Genomic DNA, 20,813 nt, shown 5'->3' on the forward strand with positions numbered 1-20,813 from the left:
CCCGAACCGCTACCTGCCGCCCGAAAGACCGAACGACATGGGACTCTGGAATCTGTACTTCGCCGCCAAGCTGTACCTGTTTGCCATTGGCCAGGTACAGCCCCGCTGGCTGCTGAACCTGCTGTTCGCGCTGCTGCTGGTGCTGCCCCTGCGGCATCGCGGCCTGCGCATCCTGCGCCAGTGCGTGGCGGTAGTGGCCGGCATCGCGCTGCTCTACCACGAATCGAATCTGCCGCCTGCCGCGCGCGTGCTGTCGCAGCTGGGCAACCTGCAGGACTTCACCCCGCAATACATGCTCGAGCTGTTGCAGCGCTTCATCCGGCCCGAGCTGGCGCTGGCCGGCATCGTCATGCTGCTCGCCTACCTGGTCATCAACCGCTGGGTGCGCGTCACCACCTTCGTGCTGCTGGCCCTGGTGATCGTGCCGCTGTGGCGCGGCGCCGAGACGATCCCCACCGGCACCGCCGCCACCCGCCCGGCGGCGCGCACGCTGGACACCGCGCGCATCGACAGCGCCAGCGAGGCCGGCGACAACGACGCGCAGCTGGCCGCCTTCCGCGAGCAGGAGAAAGCGCGGATGGTCAATATTCCGCAGCTGACCGCGGCGCAGAAGGACCAGTTCGACATCATCGTGCTGCACATCTGCTCGCTGTCCTGGGATGACCTGGACGTGGCGAAGGCACGCAACCATCCGCTGCTGTCGCGCTTCGACTACGTGTTCAGCAACTTCAGCTCCGGCGCCAGCTACAGCGGACCGGCGGCGATCCGGCTGCTGCGCGCCAGCTGCGGCCAGCAGCCGCACCAGGAACTGTATGCGGCGGCCCCCGGCGAATGCCATCTGTTCCAGGCCCTCGCCCAGGCGGGCTTTGGCACCCGCGTGCTGATGAACCACGACGGACGCTTCGACAACTTCCGCGCCTTCGTCGAGAAGGAAATCGGCGTTCCGGGCATCGTCCCCGAGCCGGTCGACGGCGTACCGCCGGCGCTGCGCGCCTTCGACAACTCTCCGATCCTCGGCGACTACGCCGTGCTGGAAAAATGGTACAAGTCGCGGCTCGCCTCCACCGCGGGGCCGCAAGCGCTGTACTACAACACGGTCACGCTGCATGACGGCAACCGGCTGCCCAATTCGAAGCTCACCAGCATCGAGTCGTATCCACTGCGGCTCTCGAGCCTGCTCGGCGATATCGACAAGCTGCTGAACCTGATCCGCGACTCCGGCCGCAAGGCCGTCGTCGTCTTCGTGCCCGAGCACGGGGCGGCGCTGCGCGGCGATGCCAACCAGATCGCCGGCATGCGCGAGATCCCCACCCCGCGCATCATCCATGTGCCGGTCGGCGTCACCGTGGTCGGCCTGCCGGGCGAGAATCGCCAGCAACCGACCACCATTCATTCGCCAATGAGCTACCTGGGACTGTCGCAGCTGATCTCCAATCTCGTCGCCGACAGCCCGTTCCGCGAGGGCGCGCCGCCGCTGGCCCAGTACGCCGCGGACCTGCCGCAGACCCGCATGGTCGGCGAGAACGAAGGCACCATCACCCTCAAGCGCGGCACCGGCTATGTGGTTCGCACGCCTGACGGCGTCTGGGTGGACGGACGATGAGCAGGGTCGTCGATCGGCGGCACGCGCCGCGCGCCAGCAACGACATCGGCGCACTCGGGGAGAAGGTGCCTGGCTTCAATCCCGCGCGGTACTACGACCAGCAGGAGGTCCAGGCCGCGCAGGCCGCCGACCGCCGCTGGCCGCGGCTCGCGCACTGGCTCGGATACCGGGAGGGTCAACAGCAGGACAGCGGACCGGCCGAGCAGGGCCGGCCCACCTGACGCACCTGGCGCATCTCACCTTGCTCACCTGACGCCGCTACTCGGCGGCCATCGCCAGCGGCTCGGCGGTATGACCGTGCTCCTTCCCTGCCGGGTCGGCAGTATCGTCACCATCGACCGCCGCTGCCGGCGGTGTCCCTCCGGCCGCCGTCAGCAGCAATTGCGCTGCCGGCTCCAGGCGTGCGGTCGAGCCGAACAGCCGCGCCGACACCTGACCGTTCTGCAGGGCCGCGAACAGGATTTGCGCCAGCGCTTCCGGCGTCCCGATCGTTCCCTGCGCCCCTGCCGTGCCGCCTGCTGTCCGACGCGCGCGGCGCAGCAGTCCCGCCAGCCAGTTCTCGTTCATGCCCTGGAAAGCCTGCAGCGCGCTATGCACCGCCTCCGGCAGGCATAGCGCCTCGCTTGCCAGCATCCCGGCCACGCAGACCTTCTCGGTCTTCAATCCCTCGCGCCACGGTTCCAGGTAGCGCTCCGCCTGCACGCGTGGAGGCAGTCCCGGGTCGATGGCCTCGATATGCCGCGCCACTCTCGCGGCGTACTCCTGCACCGCCGCCAGCGCCAGGTCTTCCTTGGTCGGGAAGTAATAGTGGATGCTGGAGGTCTTCACTCCCACCCGGTCGGCCAGATCGCGGTAGCTGAAGCCATTGAAGCCGCGCTTGCAGATCAGTTCCAGCGCCTGCTCCAGCAACTGGTCGCGCACGGTCGCTGCAGGCTGGCTGGCCGGCTTTCTGCCCTTGCCGCCCTTCTCGCTCGCTTGCCCTGCACCATCGAAGAGCGCCTGCGTGCGGTGGGCAGCGCGGCCGCCGTCCGGCAGGCCCTCGGGCCGGCCGAGCGGCGTTTCGTCTCGCCCGCTTGCCAATGTCGTAGCCATGGCGCTTGCTCCCTTGCTTGCTGCCTTGCGAGGACCCCGATCAGACGCGGGCGCCTTCGGTGAAGACGTCGAACTGCCCCCGACGTGCGCCTTCCGAGAAGACATCGAACTTGCCCTGGCGCGCCCCTTCCGAGAACACGTCGAACTTGCCCTGGCGAGCGCCGTCGGTGTACACGTCAGCCGAGCGCGACGGCGTCGCCGAGACACCAGTGCGGTCCAGACCCGCCACCAGACGCGCACCGTCGGTGTACGGATTCACGCTGCGCGCGCCGTCGGTGTACTTGTCGATGCTGCGGGCGCCGTCAGTGAAGCTGTCGCGATCCAGCCGTGCCAGCACACGGGCACCGTCGGTGTACGTGTCGAACTTGCCTGCACGGGCGCCATCGGTGAACTGGTCCACGCTGCGGGCGGGCGGTGCGGACACGCCAGTACGATCCAGCCCGGCGACGATGCGGGCACCGTCGGTGTAGGGGTCCACCTTGCCGCGCGCGCCGTCCACGAACGGGCTGCGCTCCCCACCACGGGCGCCGTCCACGAACACGTTACGGTCGCCTGCGCGGGCGCCGTCCACGAAGGCACTACGCTCCTGCGAGCGGAATTCGTAGCCATACTTGTCGGCCGGGACGCTGGCCGCCGTGGCGTAACCCGCTGCGGAAGCGGCGGCAATGGTGGCGGCGACGACGATACGCTTGGCGAAAGATTGGGCGGTCATGATGCTCTCCTATTCGTTGATGCCGCGCTCCGGCGGCGGATTGCTTCGGCTTCTGCGTTCTCTTATCTATTCGTAGATAGATAGCGAGCGATTAAAAAAACGGGGAATCCCCGGTAACTGCACTGGAGCCGCTGTCAGCTGATCCGGCTGCCCTTCTGGCTCCCGTGCTGTGTTGCTGCATCCATGGCTCGTACTTTATCTACTACTAGGTAGATAGTCAAGGAGTTTTTTTGCGGCGCCCACAAGACCGTCCCGCCGCGTCCTCGCACGCTGTCCATAATGGATCGGCAACGGCGCGCCGCCCTCTCCTTCAGCGCGCCATCCACCAGGAGACATCCATGCAAATTCGCCGCGGACGCCTGATCGATCACATGCAACTGAAGGTCGCCGACCTTGCCGCCTCTCGCCGCTTCTATGGTGCGGTGCTGCAGGTCATCGGCATCGAGATCACGGATGGCGAGGATTACTTCTTCGCCGATGAAATCTGGGTCGACGTCGGCACGCCCGGACAGATCAGTCACATCCACTTCGCCTTCCAGGCCGCCGACCGCGCCACCGTCGATGCCTTCTACAAGGCGGGCATGGAGGCCGGCGGCCGCGACAACGGCCCGCCGGGCGAGCGCGACTATCATCCCGGTTACTACGCGGCCTTCCTGCTCGATCCGGACGGCAACAACGTGGAGGCCGTCTATCACGGCGAACACGAGCGATCGGTGGACGCGGTGGTGGTGTCCTGGGACGAATGAGGCTTGGTTCGGGTGCCACAACCGCCCCACGAAACGGTGGCACGGCGCCGCGAGTCTGTTATACTCTCGGACTTCCCGGAGAGATGGATGAGTGGTTTAAGTCGCACGCCTGGAAAGCGTGTATGGGTTAATAGCCCATCGGGGGTTCGAATCCCCCTCTCTCCGCCAGGACATCGAAGCCCTTGATCTCAAGGGCTTTTTCTTTTTGCGTGGCTGGTTGATCGCTGCGGCCAGCCATGGCTTGCGGAGCCAGCCCGTCCCCGGCTGGCCTGCGACGCGGGCGCCAATTGCCTTAAACTTCTCGCCGAGGACGACCTCGCCCACCACGGGAGCAGAAAGTCCGGGACGGCCCGGCTCTTTTTTTGACAAGGAGCGCCGTATGGCCTGGATTCTGTTGACGTTTGCTGGCCTGCTGGAAGTCGTCTGGGCCTATTCCATGAAGCTGTCGCAAGGCTTCACCAAACTCGTTCCCTCTGCCGTCACCATCGTGACAATGATCGCCAGCTTCGCCCTGCTGTCGATCTCCATGCGCTCCCTTCCGCTCGGCACGGCCTATACGGTATGGACCGGCATCGGCGCCGTCGGCGCCTTCGTGGTGGGGCTGCTCGTTCTCGGCGAGCCCGCCAACACGCTGCGTATCGTCGCGGCGCTGTTGATTGTCGTCGGCCTCGTGCTGATGAAGATGGCGTCGTAAGCCGCCATCGCTACGCCTGTCCACCCGCACTCATGCATTGGCTCTATCTCTTCATCGCCATCGTTGCCGAGGTGATCGCCACCTCGGCCCTCAAAACGACCGCCGGCTTCACCCGGCCGCTGCCGTCGCTGGTGGTGGTGGCCGGCTATGGCGTGGCCTTCTACTGCCTGGCGCTGACGCTGCGCACCCTGCCGGTCGGCATTGCCTATGCCGTATGGTCGGGCGTGGGCATCGTGCTGGTGTCCGTGGCGGGCTGGGTGCTGTTCGGCGAGCGGCTGGACGGCGCGGCGCTGGCTGGGATTGGCCTGATCCTGGCCGGGGTGCTGGTGATCAACCTGCTGTCGAAGTCGGTTCCGCATTGAACCGGGCCAGCGGGCTCCGCTGCGCTAGCCCTTGCGCAAGTACGTCACCAGCTGGTCGATCACGGGCGCATTGCGGGGCGTCAGCAGGCTGACGACGATCGCTACCGCAAACCCCGCTGGCACGCCGAAGGCACCCGAGGCAATCGGGTCGACGCCGAACCAGCGGTCGCCAAAGATCCCGGTCATCCGCGTGAAGAACGGGTAGTTGACGAAGATGTAGTAGATCGACACGCCCAGCCCCGCGAGCATGCCGGCAAAAGCGCCGGCGGCCGTGGTGCGCTTCCAGAAGATGCCGAGCACCAGGACCGGGAAGAAACTCGACGCGGCCAGCGAGAAGGCGGCGCCCACGAGGAACAGGATATTGCCCGGCCGTAGCGAGGTGACATACGAGGCGAACAGCGCCACGCCGAGCAGCACGATCTTGGCCGTGGTGACGCGGCGCTGATGGCTCGCTCCGCGATCGACCATGTGATAGAAGACGTCGTGCGACAGCGCATTGGCGATGGTCAGCAGCAGTCCGTCCGCGGTGGACAGCGCCGCCGCCAGCGCACCGGCGGCGACCAGCCCCGAGATCACGTACGGTAGCCCGGCAATCTCGGGCGCGGCCAGCACGATCATGTCGGGCTGCACGACGACTTCGGCCCACTGCACGATGCCGTCGCCGTTGATATCCCGTATCGAGAACACCGGCGGATCGATGCGGCTCCACTGCGTGACCCAGGCCGGCAGATCGGCATGGGAACTGCCGACCAGGTGATGGAGGAACTGGTATTTCACCAGCGCCGCCAGGGTCGGCGCGCAGACGTAGAGCAGCGCGATGCAGCCCACGGCCCATGCCACCGAGTTGCGCGTCTCGCTGACCGACGGCGTCGTGTAAAGCCGGGTCAGGATGTGCGGCAGGCTGGCGGTACCCAGCATCAGGCAGAACACCAGCAGCACGAAGTTGAGCCGCCGGGTGTCGCCCTCCTCCTCGGTGGTCGCCGGGTACGGCTCGGTCATCGGCACCGGCGGCTGGCTGCGGGCGAGCGCGGCATCGCGTTGCTCCGTCCAGAGCCGCTGGGCGGTGGCAGCGTCCGCCGGATAGGCGGCACGCTCCTGCTCCAGCGTCTTGATCTCGCGCAGCGGCGCATTGCGGGCACGCAGTTCCTGCAGCCGCGCCGTCAACGCATCCCGTTCGACCTCGAACGACTGCGGCAACGTCGCGATGCGCTGCTGCAATTCGGCGGCGTGCCGGCGGTACTGCTCCCGCACGGCCAGTTCTGCCGGATCGTCCAGCAGGTCCTGCTCGCGCTGTTCGACCTGCGCCAGCACCGCGCCATAGCTCAACTGGGGCAACGGATCGCGATGGTGCTTCCAGGCGATCATCGACACCGTGGCCAGGAAGGCGACGATCAGCACGATGTACTGCGCCACCTGCGTCCACGTCACCGCGCGCATGCCGCCGAGGAAGGAGCAAACGAGGATGCCGGCGAGGCCGAAGAACACGCCCACGGCGAATTCGACGCCAATGAACCGCGTCACCACCAGCCCCACGCCCTGGATCTGCGCCACCAGATAGACGAAGGAGCACAGCGTCGCCGCCAGCACGGCAATGCCGCGCACCGGCAGATTGCCACCGGGCTTGCCGCCACCGTAGCGCACCGCCAGGAAATCGGGGATGGTATAGCCGCCGTACTTGCGCAGGTATGGCGCCAGCAGGAACGCCACCAGGCAGTAGCCGCCGGTCCACCCCATCACATAGGCCAGCCCCTCATGGCCGGACGCGAACAGGATGCCGGCAAGCCCGATGAAGGAGGCGGCGCTCATCCAGTCCGCGGCGATGGCCATGCCGTTGAACATCGCCGGCACGCGCCGCCCCGCCACGTAATACTCCTGCAGGTCGGAGGTGCGGCAGATCAGTCCGATGCAGGCATAGATGGCGATGGTGACGAAGAGGAACACATAGCCGAGCCACAGGGCATCGGCATTGGACCGCTCCAGCAGGCCCATCATGCCGACGAAGCCGAGCAGGCCGAGCGTGAACAGGCCGTAGTAGAGCAGCAGCCGGCGCCGGAAGCGCCCCTGGGCGTCGGGCATGAAGAAGAGGAATCAGGCGACGATCAACGGCCGGCGGCCGCACCGGGAAGCGTCTCCCCGGGCGGCGCATGCCGGCCGGCCACCGTTACTGGGCCTGCCGCAGCTGATCGAGGATCGCCGGGTTCTCCAGGGTGGAGGTGTCCTGCGTGATGTCCTCGTTCCTGGCGAGCGAACGCAGCAGACGGCGCATGATCTTGCCGGACCGGGTCTTGGGCAGGTTGTCGCCGAACCGGATGTCCTTCGGCTTGGCGATCGGTCCGATCTCCTTGCCGACCCAGTTGCGCAGCTCGCTCGCAATCTGCGTTGCCTCCTCGCCAGTGGGACGGGCGCGCTTGAGCACGACGAAGGCGCAGATCGCTTCGCCGGTGGTGTCGTCCGGGCGGCCTACCACCGCGGCTTCGGCAACCATCGGATGCGCGACCAGTGCGGACTCGATCTCCATCGTCCCCATCCGGTGGCCGGACACGTTGAGCACGTCGTCGATCCGACCCATGATGGTGAAGTAACCGGTCTCCTTGTCGCGGATCGAGCCATCGCCGGCCAGATACAGCGTACCGCCCAGTTCGGCCGGGAAGTAGCTCTTCTTGAACCGCTCCGGATCGCCCCAGATGGTGCGGATCATCGCCGGCCACGGCCGCTTGATGACCAGGATGCCGCCACTGCCGTTTGGCACGTCCTGTCCGGTTTCATCGACGATCGCGGCCATGATGCCGGGCAGCGGCAGCGTGCAGGAGCCCGGCACCAGCGGCGTGGCGCCCGGCAGCGGCGTGATGACGTGACCGCCGGTCTCGGTCTGCCAGAACGTGTCGACGATGGGGCATCGGCCGCCGCCCACGTTCTGGTGATACCACATCCAGGCTTCGGGATTGATCGGCTCGCCGACAGTGCCCAGCAGGCGCAGGCTGGACAGGTCGTACTGCTTCGGATGCACCGCCTTGTCTGCCTCGGCCGCCTTGATCAGCGAACGGATGGCGGTCGGCGCGGTGTAGAAGATGCTGACCTTGTGGCGGGCGATCATGTCCCAGAAGCGGCCCGCGTTGGGATAGGTCGGCACGCCCTCGAAGACGATCTGCGTCGCGCCGGCCGCCAGCGGACCATAGGCGATGTAGGTGTGTCCGGTGACCCAGCCGATATCGGCGGTGCACCAGTACATGTCGTCGGGCTTGACGTCGAAGGTCCACTTCATCGTCATCAAGGCCCACAGCAGGTAGCCGGCCGTGCTGTGCTGCACGCCCTTGGGCTTGCCGGTCGACCCGGAGGTGTACAGCACGAACAGCGGATGTTCGGCATCGACCGGCTCGGCCTCGCACGTTTCCGGCTGGCCGGCGCAGACCTCGTCCATCCAGCGGTCGCGGCCCTCGGTCCATTGCACCTGTCCGCCCGTGCGGCGGTACACCACCACGTGACGCACCGCCTCGCAGCCGCCCATCGCCAGCGCCTCGTCGGCGATCGCCTTCAGCGGCAGCGCCTTGCCGCCGCGCATCTGCTCGTCCGCGGTGATCAGCGCTACCGCGCCGACATCGACCAGGCGCTCCTGCAGCGACTTGGCGGAGAAGCCGCCAAACACCACCGAATGGGTGGCACCGATCCGCGCGCAAGCCTGCATCGCGCAGACGCCTTCGATCGACATCGGCATGTAGATCACGACCCGGTCGCCCTTGCCGATTCCCAGCGCCTTCAGGCCGTTGGCGAACTGGCAGACCCGTGCGTACAGCTCGCGATAGGTGATGCGCGTGACGGTGCCGTCGTCAGCCTCGAACACGATGGCGACCTTGTCGGCATTGCCGTTGTCGAGATTGCGCTCCAGGCAGTTGTACGACGCGTTGAGCTGACCGTCGTCGAACCACTTGTAGAACGGCGCATTGCTTTCGTCGAGGGTGCGCGTGAAAGGCTTGCTCCACAGCAGCTGCTCGCGCGCGTGGCGCGCCCAGAACCCTTCGTAGTCCCGCTCGGCCTCCTCGCACAGGGCACGGTAGGCATCCATGCCGGAAATGGCCGCATTGCGGGCGAACGACTCGGGCGGGGGAAATACGCGATGCTCCTGCATCACCGATTCGATGGCGGACATGGCTGGTCTCCTGATTGGCCGTGGAACGGCGTCGACAGTTGGCTGCAGCACCTGGCGGCAACCTGATGGTTTTGGCCGCAACGCTACGCCCCGCGCCTTACTGAAACCTGACGGTCGGGGCTGCAGCGGCCGCCGTGCCGCCCGGAAAAGCGGCAGGATCGGGCAGGTGCTTCCTTGCACGTAAGGCTAGCACAGCACCCCGGCGGCACGGTACGAGATGCCGGCACAAGCCGGCGCTCCATGTGTCCTGGCCCACCGCAGGCCTGTTTTCAGAATCCGGGACAACCCGGAGGGCGGTGCCGCACGCGGTACAATCGCGCCTTCCGCAATCGCCACGCCTTGCGGTCGAACCGCAATACCGTTCAACCACCATGGCCACCAATTCGCTTCCCGATCCTTCCCAGATGCGCCCCATTCCCCGGCTGATCTTTGCCTCGCGCTGGCTGCAGCTGCCGCTGTACCTTGGCCTGATCGTCGCCCAGGGCGTCTACGTCTATCACTTCCTGATGGAAGTCTGGCACCTGCTGGCGCACGTCACCACCTACAACGAAGCGCAGATCATGCTGGTCGTGCTCGGCCTGATCGACGTGGTGATGATCTCCAACCTGCTCATCATGGTGATCGTCGGCGGCTACGAGACCTTCGTGTCGCGACTTGGCATCGACAACCACCCGGACGAGCCGGAATGGCTCGACCACGTCAATGCGGGCGTGCTGAAGGTCAAGCTGTCGATGGCGCTGATCGGCATTTCGTCGATCCATCTGCTGAAGACCTTCATCGACGCGGGCCAGCGCGACACCCACACCATCATGTGGCAGGTGATCATCCACATCGCCTTCCTGCTGTCCGCAGTGGCAATGGCGTGGGTCGACAAGATGATCAACAGCTCACACCCCACGCTGTCGCAGCCGCACCACTGAATGACCGCCCCCACGGCCCGGCGCCCCGTCCCGGGGAAGCCGGCGCCCGACGCCCGGGGGCCCGCGGGTGTATGATTCCGGGCGGATTTTCGTCAGAACGCCTCTTCCCCACAAGACATGACCGTCATCAAGCAAGAAGACCTCATCCAGAGCGTCGCCGACTCGCTGCAGTACATCAGCTATTACCACCCGATGGACTACATCACCAGCCTGGGCCGCGCCTACGAGCTGGAACAGAGTCCCGCGGCAAAGGATGCAATCGCGCAGATCCTGACCAACAGCCGCATGTGCGCCGAAGGCAAGCGGCCGATCTGCCAGGACACCGGCATCGTGACGGTCTTCGTCAAGGTGGGCATGGACGTGCGCTGGGACGGCGCCACCATGGGGGTGACGGACATGATCAACGAGGGCGTGCGCCGGGGCTATACCCATCCCGACAACGTGCTGCGCGCCTCGATCGTCAACCCGCCCGAAGGCGGCCGCAAGAACACCAGGGACAACACCCCGGCAGTGATCCACTACGAGATCGTGCCGGGCAATACCGTCGATATCCAGGTCGCGGCCAAGGGCGGCGGCTCGGAAAACAAGTCCAAGTTCGTGATGCTGAACCCGTCCGACTCGATCGTCGACTGGGTGCTCAAGACCGTGCCGACCATGGGCGCCGGCTGGTGCCCGCCCGGCATGCTGGGCATCGGCATCGGCGGCACCGCCGAGAAGGCGATGGTGATGGCCAAGGAATCGTTGATGGAATCCATCGACATCCAGGAAATCATCGCCCGCGGCCCGAAGGACTGGATCGAGGAACTGCGCGTCGAGCTGTACGAGAAGGTCAATGCACTGGGCATCGGCGCACAGGGCCTGGGAGGCCTGGCGACCGTGCTCGACATCAAGATCATGGCCGCGCCGACGCACGCCGCGTCCAAGCCGGTGGCAATGATCCCGAACTGCGCGGCCACCCGCCACGTTCACTTCACGCTGGATGGCAGCGGCCCGGCCAAGCTGGAAGCGCCGGACCTGTCGCAATGGCCGAAGGTCGAATGGGCGCCGAATACCGAAACGTCGAAGCGCGTCGACCTGGACACGCTGACGCCGGAGGAAGTCGCCTCGTGGAAGCCCGGCCAGACCCTGCTGCTGAACGGCAAGGTGCTGACCGGCCGCGATGCCGCGCACAAGCGTATCGCCGACATGCTGGCCAAGGGCGAGACACTGCCGATCGACTTCACCAACCGGGTGATCTACTACGTCGGCCCGGTCGATCCGGTCCGGGACGAAGTGGTTGGCCCGGCAGGCCCCACCACCGCCACCCGGATGGACAAGTTCACCGAGATGATGCTCGCCCAGACCGGCCTGATCGCCATGATCGGCAAGGCCGAGCGCGGCCCGGTGGCGATCGAGGCCATCCAGAAGCACAAGTCGGCCTATCTGATGGCGGTCGGCGGTTCGGCCTACCTGGTGTCCAAGGCCATCCGCGCCTCGAAGGTACTGGCGTTCGAGGACCTGGGCATGGAAGCGATCTACGAGTTCGAGGTCAAGGACATGCCGGTGACGGTCGCCGTCGACAGCAGCGGCACCTCGGTCCACAAGACCGGCCCCGCCGAATGGCAGGCGAAGATCGGCAAGATTCCGGTCGCCGCGCTGTAAGGTGGCGTTGAGGGAGGGCGTTGGTCGTCTGCCCTCTCCCCCGGCCCCTCTCCCGCAGGGCGGGAGAGGGGAGCAAATCCAGGCGGGTTCAGATCTGCCGGTGTCTTCCCTCTCCCGCAATGCCGGAGAGGGAAGCAAACCCCAGGCAGGCTCAGATCTGCCGGTGTTCTCCCTTCCCCCGCTTGCGAGAGAGGGGCCGGGGGAGAGGGCAACCACCGCCCCACCTCAAAAAACTCTCCCCCACCCTACCGTGTCATCCGCCCCCATCGGCATCTTCGATTCCGGCCTAGGCGGCCTGTCCGTGCTGCGCGAGGTTCGGGCGCTGCTGCCTGCCGAGTCGCTGGTCTACCTGGCCGATTCCGCCCACGCTCCCTATGGCGAGAAGCCCCCCGAACAGGTGCGGGCGCGCACGCTGCTGGCCTGCGAATGGCTGGCGGCGCAGGGATGCAAGGCGCTGGTGGTGGCCTGCAATACCGCCACGGCGCAAGGCATCCAGGTGCTGCGCGACCGCCTGCCGCTGCCCATCGTCGGCGTCGAGCCCGGCTTGAAGCCGGCGGCGGCGGCGAGTGCGGCGAAGGTGGTTGGCGTACTGGCCACCGCCAGCACGCTGGGCAGCGACAAGTTCCGGCGGCTGTCCGAACTGTTGTCCGCGGACTGCCGCTTCGTCTGCGTGGCGGGCTCGGGCCTGGTCGCCCGCATCGAGCAGGGTGAAACCGACGGCCCGGCGATCCGCGCGCTGCTGCACGACTACCTGACTCCGATGCTGGATGCCGGTGCGGACACACTGGTGCTGGGCTGCACCCACTACCCGTTCCTCGCGGAAACGATTCGCGACATGGCGGAAGGCCGGCTCAAGCTGGTGGATACCGGCGCGCCGGTTGCGCGCCAGTTGCAGCGCCGGCTGAGCGAACTCGGGCTGCTGGCCTGCCCGGCGGCCTCTGGCGTGCCGCCGCAGGCAAGGTATTGCTCGACCGGCGACGCCGCGAGGCTGCGTACCATGTTGCGCACGCTGCTGCAGACCGACTCGGTGGCCGAACACGTCGACATCGACCCGTCGGCCGGGCGTGCCGGTGAGGACCACACCGCCTAGCGCACGAACCCGAGCGGCCGGCGCGCCCGCACCTCGGGCTTGACGGCATACTCCTGGCGCAGCTGTGCAAGGAATTCATCCGGCGTCAGCCGCTCGCCCAGCAGCGCGCACTGGCGCTTGACCGTGGCGAAATCCCCCGGCGTCAAGCCGTCCATCGCCGCCAGTTCCGCGCGCATCGCCTCGGTCAGATCGCCCGCCTTGCCATCGAGGGCCTCGTCGATGAACATCGACTCCCGCTGTGGCGCCAGCAGCGGCATGAAACGGATCTTGAAGGAGAAACGACGCAGCGCCGCCTCGTCGATCCGGTCGAACAGATTGGTGGTGCAGATGAAGATGCCGTTGAAGCGCTCCATGCCCTGCAGCATCTCGTTGACTTCCGACACCTCGTAGTTGCGCACCGCCTGCTGCCGGCTCTGCATGAAGCTGTCGGCCTCGTCCAGCAGCAGCATCGCGCCATCCTCCTCCGCCCGCGCGAACATGGCCGCAATCTGCTGCTCGGTCTCGCCCACATACTTGCTCATCAGGTCGGAGGCGCGCCGCAGCATCAGCGGCAGGTCGAGCGCCGCGGCGATATGTTCGGCCAGCGCGGTCTTGCCGGTGCCCGGCGGGCCGTAGAAGCAGAGCGTGCCGCGCCCGCGCGCCTGCAGCGCTTCGATGATGCGCTCCACGCGATAGCGGGTCTCGAGATTGAGGCGGTCGAGCCGGTAATGGGTGACCACCGGCCGAGCCTCGGCCTCGGGCCGCAGACCCATCGCGCGGTCGGCATGATCGAGCTGGCGCAGCACCAGCGCCTCCGGCGACTCGCCCACCGCGGCTTCGGTCAGCTGCACGAAGCGCGCGGCCGACTGCACCTGCGCCGGCGTCAGCGTCTTGCGGGCCGCCAGCCCCGCGATGAATTCGTCGCTGACGGCCAGCCCGCCCAGATGCTTGCGGATGATGTTCTCCCGCACCTGCGGCGGTGGAATGCGCAGCTCCAGATGGAACTGGAAACGGCGCAGATAGGCCGGATCGATCTGGCGGATGGAGTTCGAGATCCAGATCACCGGCACCGGATTGCGCTCCAGCGTCTGGTTGACCCACGCCTTGCCGTTGACCGAGGCGCGGGCATCCTCCTGTCCCAGCAGGCTCATCAACTCGCGCGTGTGCCCCCCGGGGAACACATCCTCGACCTCATCGAACAGCAGCACCGTATTGGCCCGTCCGCGCAGGAAGGCCTGCGACACCTGCAAGGAGCGGTAGCGGTCCTTGCCGGACAGGCTGTTGCCATCGCGGTCCAGGCAATCGACTTCGTACAGCTCGCAGCCGGCCTCGCTGGCCAGCAGCCGCGCGAACTCCGTCTTGCCCGTTCCCGGCGGGCCGTAGATCAGCACATTGATCCCTTCGGCGTGCTCGCGCGTGGCACTGCTCAGCAGCGCGGTCAGATAGCGGGCGTCGCTCTCCACGTGCGGATAGTCGGTGCTGGAAAGCGTCGGCGGGGCGGCCGGACGCGTGAACACCGCCATCATGTCCGCCTCGGTGGCGTAGTTGCCAACCAGCACGTGCAGCAGCCGGTCCGACAGCCGCATCAGGTCCCCAAGATCGGTGATGCTGTTCTCGGGCAACGGCTGCTCGATCAGGTTCAGCGTCTCCAGCCGCGACCCCGGCCGCAGCGAGGCGGCGACTTCGGCGGGGGTCGCCCCGGTCAGCCCGGCGAGGATATGGAATGCCTCCTGGCTGTGCGCCACCTTGCAGTCGACCATCACCGCACGCAGGTCGCGCTTGTACTTGGCAAGGGCCGCATACAGCAACAGCTTGCGCTCGTGGTCCGGCAGGTCGAGCACGTGGCTGAGCATGTCGATGTTGCGCACCAGCAGGACCCGTTCGCCCTGCAGCCGGGCGGCCAGCGCGGCGCCGGAAATCTCGAACACCGTGAACAGGTCCTTGGCGTGGTGCTTGACGTATTCGTCCAGGTAGTAGAACAGCGCCCCTTCGTCGAAGGCGCTGTTCCACTGGCCGTGCCGCGCCAGGAATTCCTCCGGGCTGAGCCGCCCGGCACCCTTCCAGGCCGGCATGTCGGCGCAGCGCGCCGCCAGGAAGCGCTGGATGCGGACCACCACCCCGTATGGCCAGACCAGCTCCTGGGCGCAAACGGTCAGTACATCGTTGATGTTGCTGCGCAGGTTGAAGCGCGGGCCGAGGGCCACCACCACGCGCAATGCAAGCAGCGCACACATCCAGTCCAGCGCGGTGGAACTGGTACCGCCGGGGTTGGCGCGCAGCAGCGCCGTGCGCTCGTCGTCGATGCAGCGGTTCGGGTCCATGGGCGATATCCATTGGCGCGGCGGCCGGCCAACCTCGCCGGCCGTCACCTCGTCCGTTGTCGTGCCATAGCGGCTGGCCGCATAGCATTTGTCCCGCCAGGCCGGGCAATGGTTGCACGGGCGCGGGTCATGCTGTCCCTATCCTATCGCTGTTTGTAGGGTTCCGGCCATTCTGCGGGGCCCGGATGACGCAGGCGGCGTCTGTGATTCCTGGTGCGCTCTCAACAAATGGGAATCATTATCGTTTATACTCCGTTGCTGACACGTCGCCTGAGCGTGACGCTCCCCACCGGCTTTCACCCTATGGAGCATATTCATCATGGAATTGCTGATTAGCCTGCTGGTGGGATTTGGAATCTCTCTGGTGCTGTTCCGCCGCAAGTGACAGCGGCCGGCCCAGGCCGGACCACAGACAAGAAAACCCTCGGGCGACCCCGCAGCAAGGGAGCGCCGATATCGCTGTCTCAAATGTTCGACCAACGTCTTCTCAAGATCACGCTTGCCGTACTGCTGTTCCATGCCGGGCTGCTCTATCTGATCCAGAGCGGCCTGGGGCGCAAACTGACCGAGGCCGTGGTCGCCCCGGAGATCGTGGCCCGGATCATTCCGCTGGAGCCACCGCAACAGGCTGCTCCGGAGCCGCCCAAGCCCCAGCCGAAAAAGGAACCGCCACCGCCCAAGGAGGTCAAGGTGACCAAGCCCCGGCCGGAGCCGAAGCCGCAGCCCAAGCGTGAGCCGCTGCCCGAGCCGGTGCCCGACCTGCCGCCTTCGCCGGCCGCGGTCGAAGTTCCGCCCGCTCCACCAGCTCCGCCAGAGCCGCCGGCGCCGCCGCCCGAACCCGCACCGCCGGTTGCCACCGGTCCGCGCTCGGTCAGCATCGGCGAGATCCAGTGCTCCACGCCGCAGCCGACCTATCCGTCGCAGTCGCGGCGCATGGGCGAGACCGGCAAGACCGTGGTGCGGCTGACCACCGACGAGAGCGGCCGCGTGGTGCGTACCGCGGTCGTGAGCTCGAGCGGATCGTCGCGCCTGGACCAGGCGGCGATGGACGCGGTGCAACGGATGCGCTGCAAACCCTATATGGAAAACGGCCGCGCGCTCGCCATCACGGCGCAGCAACCGGTCAATTTCGAACTCAACTGATTTCTTTCGACGACTTACCAGGAACCATCATGCAGGACCTCGGACTCTCCCATCTGTGGGCGCAAGGCGACTTCGTCATGCGTGCGACTGCCATCATTCTGCTTGTCATGTCGCTCGCCTCCTGGATCGTGATCCTCACCAAGACCTGGGATCTGTTCCGGCTCAAGAAGATGGCGCAAGGCGCGGAAAAGCGCTTCTGGCACTCTGACGATTTCGACCATGCGCTGGAAACTCTCGGCGCCAGCGAACAGAACCCGTTCCGCACGCTGGCCCTGACCGGCAAGGAAGCCGCCCAGCACCACCGCGCCAGCCAGCCGCAGCTGCATGACGTGATGGACATCTCCGACTGGCTGACCCGCTCGCTCAAGAGCGCGATCGACGAGGCCGTCTCGCGCATGCAATCGGGTCTGGCCATCCTCGCGTCGGTGGGTTCGACCGCGCCGTTCGTCGGCCTGTTCGGCACCGTCTGGGGCATCTACCATGCGCTGATCGGCATTGGCGCCTCGGGCGTGCCGACCATCGACAAGGTCGCCGGTCCGGTGGGCGAGGCGCTGATCATGACCGCCTTCGGCCTGGCCGTCGCCATCCCGGCCGTGCTCGGCTACAACGCGCTGACCCGCGGCAACAAGGCCGTCATCTCGAAGCTGAACCGCTTCGCCCACGATCTGCACGCCTACTTCGTGACCGGTGCCCGCGTACGTCCGACCACCGCCCGTGCCGGCGCCGACGACAACGCCGTGCGCCTCGCGGTCAAGAACTGATCGCGGCAGTCCAGGCTAATAGGAAGCAAGGAAGCAACATGGCATTCGGAACTCTCGACGACAGCGATGACGCAGTCATGAGCGAGATCAATATGACGCCGCTGGTCGACGTCATGCTCGTGCTGCTGATCATCTTCATCATCACCATTCCGGTGATCAATCACGCGGTCAAGATCGACCTGCCGCGCGCCAGCAACCAGCCGAACGAGCCGAAGCCGGAGAACATCAACCTCTCCATCGACGCGGCGGGCAAGGTGTACTGGAATCAGCAGGAAATCGACGCGCCAACGCTGGAGGCGAACATCGCCCAGGCATCGCAGCAGCAGCCCCAGCCGGAACTGCATCTGCGCGCCGATCGCGAGGTCCGCTACGAGCGCGTAGCCGAAGTGATGGCCGCCGCCCAGAAGGGCGGCCTAGGCAAGATCGGCTTCATCACCGAACCGAAGCAGTAGACCAGGGGCGTTGCCCTGCCCTGCTGGCCGACACACGCCACCGAACCCCACCTGCGCCATGCTGCCGGGTGGGGTTTTCGTTTTCGGACCGCCGCTTTGGACAACAACATCGCGCCGCAGCGAGCCCCTCAAAAAAATCGCTAGGCGCCCGTTGTAACGCGAACGATTCTCATTTAACATGGGATATATCGCGGGTCGAGAGGCAATGCACCCGCTGCGCAAGCGCGGCGGCAGCCTGGCGCGCCGCCAACGATCCAACCCTGCAAACGACGGAGTCCCCCTGCCGATGAGCACGCTGACCCTTTCCCTGCCCCAGTCCGCAGCCACCCCGACCCGCGAGGTCACCCGCCGGCGCCTTTCGCTGCGCCGCGTCGAAGTCCGCCCGGACCGGCAGCAGGCGTCCACTGTCGAGCGCGACAATCGTGCGGCGCCGTCGGCGCTGGCCACCGTCAAGTCCGCGGTCGCCCGCCTGGAAGCGCTGGTGCGCGACAATCGCGCCGCGATCCCGTCGGGCGAAACCGCAGTCCCGCTGGACACCCTGATGGGCGGCGCCAACACGCTGGCGATCCTGCACAACGGCGAGGTCTATACCCTGCGCAAGACCCGCTACGGCAAATTGATCCTGACCAAGTGACAGGCCACGCGGCTGCCGCAGGGACAAGGCAGCCGAGGCAAACAAAAAGGGACGGCATCACCGTCCCCCTACTGCCGACATAGCTTCGTCGTCCCCACGAAGGCGGGGACCCAGTGGCTTTCGAGAAACGCTGGATTCCCGCTTTCGAGAAAACGACGCCTCGGAGTTCATGCTTTGCCAGCGACGGGTTCGGCTTCGCCCGTCCACGACTGCTCACCATGCACGTCGTCCCCGCGAAGGCGGGGACCCAGTGGCTTTCAAAGACGCTGGATTCCCGCATTCCCGGGAACGACGCCTCGGTAGTTCACGCTCTGCCAGCAACGAGGTTCCGCTTCGCCCGTCCACGACTGCTCACCATGCACGTCGTCCCCGCGAAGGCGGGGACCCAGTGGCTTTCAAAGACGCTGGATTCCCGCATTCGCGGGAACGACGCCTCGGTAGTTCACGCTCTGCCAGCAACGGGGTTCGGCTTCGCCCGTCCACGACTGCTCACCATGCACGTCGTCCCCGCGAAGGCGGGGACCCAGTGACTCTCGAGAAACGCTGGATTCCCGCATTCGCGGGAACGACGCCTCGGTAGTTCACGCTCTGCCAGCAACGAGGTTCGGCTTCGCCCGTCCACGACTGCTCACCAGGCACGTCGTCCCCGCGAAGGCGGGGACCCAGTGGCTTTCGAGAAACGCTGGATTCCCGCTTTCGAGAAAACGACCCCTCGGTTGTTCATGCTCTGTCAGCAAAAAGGGACGGCATCGCCGTCCCTTCCGCTTCGTGCGAGCCGCAGGGCTTACAGGCCCAGCGCCGCGATGCCGGCGCGCCCGATCTGCGCATCTTCGGTCGACTTGACGCCCGAGACGCCGACCGCGCCCACGACCTGCCCCTGCACCACGATGGGCACGCCACCTTCCAGCATGCCGTGCAGCACCGGTGCCGTCATGAACGAATAGCGGCCGTTGTTGATCATGTCTTCGTAAACCTTCGACTCCCGGCGGCCCAGTGCCGAGGTGCGGGCCTTCTCGGTAGCGATATACGCCGAGATCGGCGCCGCCCCGTCCAGACGCTGCAGCGCCAGCAGATGACCGCCGTCGTCCACGATGGCGATGGACACCGCCCAGTGGTGATTGCGGGCTTCCTGTTCGGCCGCGGCCAGCACCTTCTTCACGTCGTCCGCGCCCAATACGGTCTTTTGCTGCATTCCTCTCTCCTCGGTTCACACACACAAACGAGCCGGCAGTATAGCGCCCGCTCCACACGCGGGCCAAGGCGGGCTAACCCGCCCGCGGAAAGCAGAAAGGCTCCCGCAAGGGAGCCTTTCCGACGTCGATGGGCGACAGGAGTGCCGCTCAGTCCCGGCCATGCCAATGGCGGTGGCCATGGCCGCCGCCGTGTCCGTGCCCGTGACCATGCGGGTGGCCATGGTAGTAACGCGGCGGACGATCATGGTACCGGGGCGGCGGACCGTAATAGCGCGGCGGCCCGTAGTAGCGCCCTGGATGCACCACCACGGGCGGCGGACCATAGTAGACAGGGGCCGGCGCCACCACCACCGGCGGGCCGTAATAGGCCGGCGGCGGCGGATAGAAGCCGTTCCCGGGCACGCCGATGACGACGCCCACATCGACGCGGGCCATCGCGGCGCCGGACGCCATCGCGGCCAGCACGCCGAGCCCCGCCAGCAACCAACGTTTCATGATCTGCTCCTGGCAGCATTCGTTTGAGTTAGCTGTATTCTAGGCCCGGAATGGATCACAGGTGCAACGGCACATCGGAGGTTGTTACCGGCCATTACAGCGCTGGGGCTGCCGTCCCATGCGGCGAACTTGCGCGGCATCGCCGCAGCCACGACAATACCGGGCTTGGCATGCGGCCGTGGAGAAATTGGTAGACTCAGCAGACTTAAAATCTGCCGCCTTTCCAGGCTTACGGGTTCGAGTCCCGTCGGCCGCACCAGCAGCAGCGCTACGGCCCGCGGTGCTGCCCGGCACCACATCCCCTTGGCGGCACCCCTAGCGATATTCCAGCAATCGCCGCAGCCGCTGCTCGGTCATCGTCACGAAGCAGTCGGCGATTACCACCGATTCCAGTGTGCCGCCGGCGAACGCCTCTCCCGCCTTCGGGCACTTCGATTCCTTGTCCCGGATCCAGCGGCGCTGCTCGCGCTGCAGTTGCGCCCTGCCCGCGTCGTCCCGCGACGCCATCAACTGCTGGTAGCGCGCATTCAGCTGGCGGTCGGCGTCCTTGAATCGCCGGTCGAGGCAAACCCGCATGTCGAGCGTGACGGCGAGATCCAGTCCCTGGCAGATGCCCGCCGCTTCCACCGTATCGGGGACGCTCGCCTGCGACGGGGCGCTGGCCGGGAGCGGGCTGGGCCGGCCTTCCGCGGGGGCTTGAGCGATGTCAGCCCGAGGCACCTGGCCCTCTCCTGTCTGGTCGAGGCAGCCGGCCAGCGCGATGGTGGCGATCAACACGGCGGTCGCCGCCGGAACGGCAAGCACGGGGAGATGCGGTCTTGTCATCCACCT

General features: G+C 66.5%; 20 protein-coding genes and 2 tRNA genes. 14 read left to right on the top strand and 8 right to left on the bottom strand.

From position 1 onward, the window contains the following. The first annotated feature begins 37 nt into the window (after positions 1-37). Positions 38-1,603: a cellulose biosynthesis protein BcsG gene (bcsG, locus tag K6V06_RS04745; RefSeq protein WP_222240465.1), complete on the top strand. Its 1,566-nt coding sequence runs from the start codon at positions 38-40 to the stop codon at positions 1,601-1,603. After that, the gene (locus K6V06_RS04750; RefSeq protein ID WP_222240467.1) at positions 1,600-1,824 is read left to right on the top strand and encodes a hypothetical protein; all 225 of its coding nucleotides are present in this window, start codon (positions 1,600-1,602) and stop codon (positions 1,822-1,824) included. Before bcsG ends, K6V06_RS04750 begins: the two co-directional genes overlap by 4 nt. Before the next feature lie 37 nt (positions 1,825-1,861). On the opposite strand, the gene K6V06_RS04755 is transcribed toward K6V06_RS04750, so the two are convergent. Next, complete coding sequence (locus tag K6V06_RS04755) at positions 1,862-2,695, bottom strand: TetR/AcrR family transcriptional regulator (RefSeq protein ID WP_222240470.1); 834 nt, start codon at positions 2,693-2,695, stop codon at positions 1,862-1,864. 40 nt (positions 2,696-2,735) lie between these two features. Next, positions 2,736-3,407 carry a copper resistance protein CopQ gene (locus K6V06_RS04760; RefSeq protein ID WP_255581604.1) on the bottom strand — a complete coding sequence of 224 codons (672 nt, stop codon included), beginning with the start codon at positions 3,405-3,407 and terminating at the stop codon, positions 2,736-2,738. A 338-nt stretch (positions 3,408-3,745) separates the two neighbouring features. Between K6V06_RS04760 and K6V06_RS04765 the strand changes: the two genes are divergently transcribed. The 4 genes from K6V06_RS04765 to K6V06_RS04780 all read left to right on the top strand — a co-directional run bounded on the left by K6V06_RS04765 (position 3,746) and on the right by K6V06_RS04780 (position 5,209). After that, entirely contained in the window at positions 3,746-4,153 is a 408-nt protein-coding gene (locus tag K6V06_RS04765; RefSeq protein ID WP_222240472.1) for a VOC family protein, read from the top strand. Between the two features lie 77 nt (positions 4,154-4,230). Next, a tRNA-Ser gene (locus tag K6V06_RS04770) sits at positions 4,231-4,321 on the top strand. A gap of 211 nt (positions 4,322-4,532) precedes the next feature. Next, positions 4,533-4,847 (top strand): multidrug efflux SMR transporter, encoded by a 315-nt coding sequence (locus K6V06_RS04775; protein ID WP_222240474.1) that lies wholly within the window; start codon positions 4,533-4,535, stop codon positions 4,845-4,847. Positions 4,848-4,879: 32 nt separating this feature from the next. Further along, positions 4,880-5,209: a multidrug efflux SMR transporter gene (locus K6V06_RS04780; protein WP_222240476.1), complete on the top strand. Its 330-nt coding sequence runs from the start codon at positions 4,880-4,882 to the stop codon at positions 5,207-5,209. Between the two features lie 24 nt (positions 5,210-5,233). On the opposite strand, the gene K6V06_RS04785 is transcribed toward K6V06_RS04780, so the two are convergent. Both K6V06_RS04785 and acs read right to left on the bottom strand, forming a co-directional pair. Continuing rightward, positions 5,234-7,285 (bottom strand): VC_2705 family sodium/solute symporter, encoded by a 2,052-nt coding sequence (locus tag K6V06_RS04785; RefSeq protein WP_222240478.1) that lies wholly within the window; start codon positions 7,283-7,285, stop codon positions 5,234-5,236. 85 nt (positions 7,286-7,370) lie between these two features. Then, positions 7,371-9,353 carry an acetate--CoA ligase gene (gene acs, locus K6V06_RS04790; RefSeq protein WP_222240480.1) on the bottom strand — a complete coding sequence of 661 codons (1,983 nt, stop codon included), beginning with the start codon at positions 9,351-9,353 and terminating at the stop codon, positions 7,371-7,373. A gap of 371 nt (positions 9,354-9,724) precedes the next feature. On the opposite strand from acs, the gene K6V06_RS04795 reads away from it, so the two are divergent. The 3 genes from K6V06_RS04795 (at position 9,725) to murI (ending at position 13,004) form a co-directional block, all read left to right on the top strand. After that, a complete protein-coding gene (locus tag K6V06_RS04795; RefSeq protein ID WP_222240482.1) occupies positions 9,725-10,273 on the top strand; it encodes a TIGR00645 family protein in 549 nt (182 codons plus the stop codon). Between the two features lie 117 nt (positions 10,274-10,390). Continuing rightward, positions 10,391-11,914, top strand: a complete 1,524-nt coding sequence (locus tag K6V06_RS04800; RefSeq protein ID WP_222240484.1) for a fumarate hydratase — start codon at positions 10,391-10,393, stop codon at positions 11,912-11,914. A gap of 250 nt (positions 11,915-12,164) precedes the next feature. Continuing rightward, entirely contained in the window at positions 12,165-13,004 is an 840-nt protein-coding gene (gene murI / locus K6V06_RS04805) for a glutamate racemase (RefSeq protein WP_222240486.1), read from the top strand. Here murI and K6V06_RS04810 read toward each other — a convergent pair. Beyond that, complete coding sequence (locus tag K6V06_RS04810) at positions 13,001-15,217, bottom strand: AAA family ATPase (protein ID WP_370637396.1); 2,217 nt, start codon at positions 15,215-15,217, stop codon at positions 13,001-13,003. The two genes, murI and K6V06_RS04810, sit on opposite strands and share 4 nt — an antisense overlap. A 555-nt stretch (positions 15,218-15,772) precedes the next feature. Here K6V06_RS04810 and K6V06_RS04815 point away from each other — a divergent pair. The 4 genes from K6V06_RS04815 (at position 15,773) to K6V06_RS04830 (ending at position 18,294) form a co-directional block, all read left to right on the top strand. Further along, positions 15,773-16,447: an energy transducer TonB gene (locus tag K6V06_RS04815; protein WP_222240491.1), complete on the top strand. Its 675-nt coding sequence runs from the start codon at positions 15,773-15,775 to the stop codon at positions 16,445-16,447. 29 nt (positions 16,448-16,476) lie between these two features. Beyond that, positions 16,477-17,208 carry a MotA/TolQ/ExbB proton channel family protein gene (locus K6V06_RS04820; protein ID WP_222240493.1) on the top strand — a complete coding sequence of 244 codons (732 nt, stop codon included), beginning with the start codon at positions 16,477-16,479 and terminating at the stop codon, positions 17,206-17,208. A gap of 38 nt (positions 17,209-17,246) precedes the next feature. Next, positions 17,247-17,660 carry a biopolymer transporter ExbD gene (locus tag K6V06_RS04825; protein ID WP_222240495.1) on the top strand — a complete coding sequence of 138 codons (414 nt, stop codon included), beginning with the start codon at positions 17,247-17,249 and terminating at the stop codon, positions 17,658-17,660. A gap of 286 nt (positions 17,661-17,946) precedes the next feature. Continuing rightward, positions 17,947-18,294, top strand: coding sequence for a hemin uptake protein HemP (locus K6V06_RS04830; RefSeq protein WP_222240497.1), 348 nt, complete (start codon positions 17,947-17,949; stop codon positions 18,292-18,294). A gap of 784 nt (positions 18,295-19,078) precedes the next feature. On the opposite strand, the gene K6V06_RS04835 is transcribed toward K6V06_RS04830, so the two are convergent. After that, positions 19,079-19,486 (bottom strand): heme-binding protein, encoded by a 408-nt coding sequence (locus K6V06_RS04835; RefSeq protein WP_222240499.1) that lies wholly within the window; start codon positions 19,484-19,486, stop codon positions 19,079-19,081. A 148-nt stretch (positions 19,487-19,634) separates the two neighbouring features. Next, positions 19,635-19,982 carry a hypothetical protein gene (locus K6V06_RS04840; RefSeq protein ID WP_222240501.1) on the bottom strand — a complete coding sequence of 116 codons (348 nt, stop codon included), beginning with the start codon at positions 19,980-19,982 and terminating at the stop codon, positions 19,635-19,637. A 172-nt stretch (positions 19,983-20,154) separates the two neighbouring features. On the opposite strand from K6V06_RS04840, the gene K6V06_RS04845 reads away from it, so the two are divergent. Then, a tRNA-Leu gene (locus K6V06_RS04845) sits at positions 20,155-20,241 on the top strand. Positions 20,242-20,297: 56 nt separating this feature from the next. On the opposite strand, the gene K6V06_RS04850 is transcribed toward K6V06_RS04845, so the two are convergent. Then, positions 20,298-20,807 (bottom strand): lysozyme inhibitor LprI family protein, encoded by a 510-nt coding sequence (locus K6V06_RS04850; protein WP_222240503.1) that lies wholly within the window; start codon positions 20,805-20,807, stop codon positions 20,298-20,300. Positions 20,808-20,813 lie beyond the last annotated feature (6 nt).

The organism is Cupriavidus sp. AU9028 (genome assembly GCF_019795295.1).
Taxonomy (GTDB): Bacteria; Pseudomonadota; Gammaproteobacteria; order Burkholderiales; family Burkholderiaceae; genus Cupriavidus.

What these genes read in the sequence shown, in the direction of transcription:
- K6V06_RS04840 (WP_222240501.1), bottom strand. Translation starts at nt 19,982, where the DNA reads ATGAAACGTTGGTTGCTGGCGGGGCTCGGCGTGCTGGCCGCGATGGCG.
- acs (WP_222240480.1), bottom strand. Translation starts at nt 9,353, where the DNA reads ATGTCCGCCATCGAATCGGTGATGCAGGAGCATCGCGTATTTCCCCCG.
- K6V06_RS04785 (WP_222240478.1), bottom strand. Translation starts at nt 7,285, where the DNA reads ATGCCCGACGCCCAGGGGCGCTTCCGGCGCCGGCTGCTGCTCTACTAC.
- K6V06_RS04800 (WP_222240484.1), top strand. Translation starts at nt 10,391, where the DNA reads ATGACCGTCATCAAGCAAGAAGACCTCATCCAGAGCGTCGCCGACTCG.
- K6V06_RS04775 (WP_222240474.1), top strand. Translation starts at nt 4,533, where the DNA reads ATGGCCTGGATTCTGTTGACGTTTGCTGGCCTGCTGGAAGTCGTCTGG.
- K6V06_RS04835 (WP_222240499.1), bottom strand. Translation starts at nt 19,486, where the DNA reads ATGCAGCAAAAGACCGTATTGGGCGCGGACGACGTGAAGAAGGTGCTG.
- K6V06_RS04825 (WP_222240495.1), top strand. Translation starts at nt 17,247, where the DNA reads ATGGCATTCGGAACTCTCGACGACAGCGATGACGCAGTCATGAGCGAG.
- K6V06_RS04820 (WP_222240493.1), top strand. Translation starts at nt 16,477, where the DNA reads ATGCAGGACCTCGGACTCTCCCATCTGTGGGCGCAAGGCGACTTCGTC.
- K6V06_RS04750 (WP_222240467.1), top strand. Translation starts at nt 1,600, where the DNA reads ATGAGCAGGGTCGTCGATCGGCGGCACGCGCCGCGCGCCAGCAACGAC.
- K6V06_RS04795 (WP_222240482.1), top strand. Translation starts at nt 9,725, where the DNA reads ATGGCCACCAATTCGCTTCCCGATCCTTCCCAGATGCGCCCCATTCCC.
- K6V06_RS04755 (WP_222240470.1), bottom strand. Translation starts at nt 2,695, where the DNA reads ATGGCTACGACATTGGCAAGCGGGCGAGACGAAACGCCGCTCGGCCGG.
- K6V06_RS04780 (WP_222240476.1), top strand. Translation starts at nt 4,880, where the DNA reads ATGCATTGGCTCTATCTCTTCATCGCCATCGTTGCCGAGGTGATCGCC.
- K6V06_RS04765 (WP_222240472.1), top strand. Translation starts at nt 3,746, where the DNA reads ATGCAAATTCGCCGCGGACGCCTGATCGATCACATGCAACTGAAGGTC.
- K6V06_RS04810 (WP_370637396.1), bottom strand. Translation starts at nt 15,217, where the DNA reads ATGTGTGCGCTGCTTGCATTGCGCGTGGTGGTGGCCCTCGGCCCGCGC.
- K6V06_RS04850 (WP_222240503.1), bottom strand. Translation starts at nt 20,807, where the DNA reads ATGACAAGACCGCATCTCCCCGTGCTTGCCGTTCCGGCGGCGACCGCC.
- K6V06_RS04830 (WP_222240497.1), top strand. Translation starts at nt 17,947, where the DNA reads ATGAGCACGCTGACCCTTTCCCTGCCCCAGTCCGCAGCCACCCCGACC.
- K6V06_RS04760 (WP_255581604.1), bottom strand. Translation starts at nt 3,407, where the DNA reads ATGACCGCCCAATCTTTCGCCAAGCGTATCGTCGTCGCCGCCACCATT.
- bcsG (WP_222240465.1), top strand. Translation starts at nt 38, where the DNA reads ATGGGACTCTGGAATCTGTACTTCGCCGCCAAGCTGTACCTGTTTGCC.
- K6V06_RS04815 (WP_222240491.1), top strand. Translation starts at nt 15,773, where the DNA reads ATGTTCGACCAACGTCTTCTCAAGATCACGCTTGCCGTACTGCTGTTC.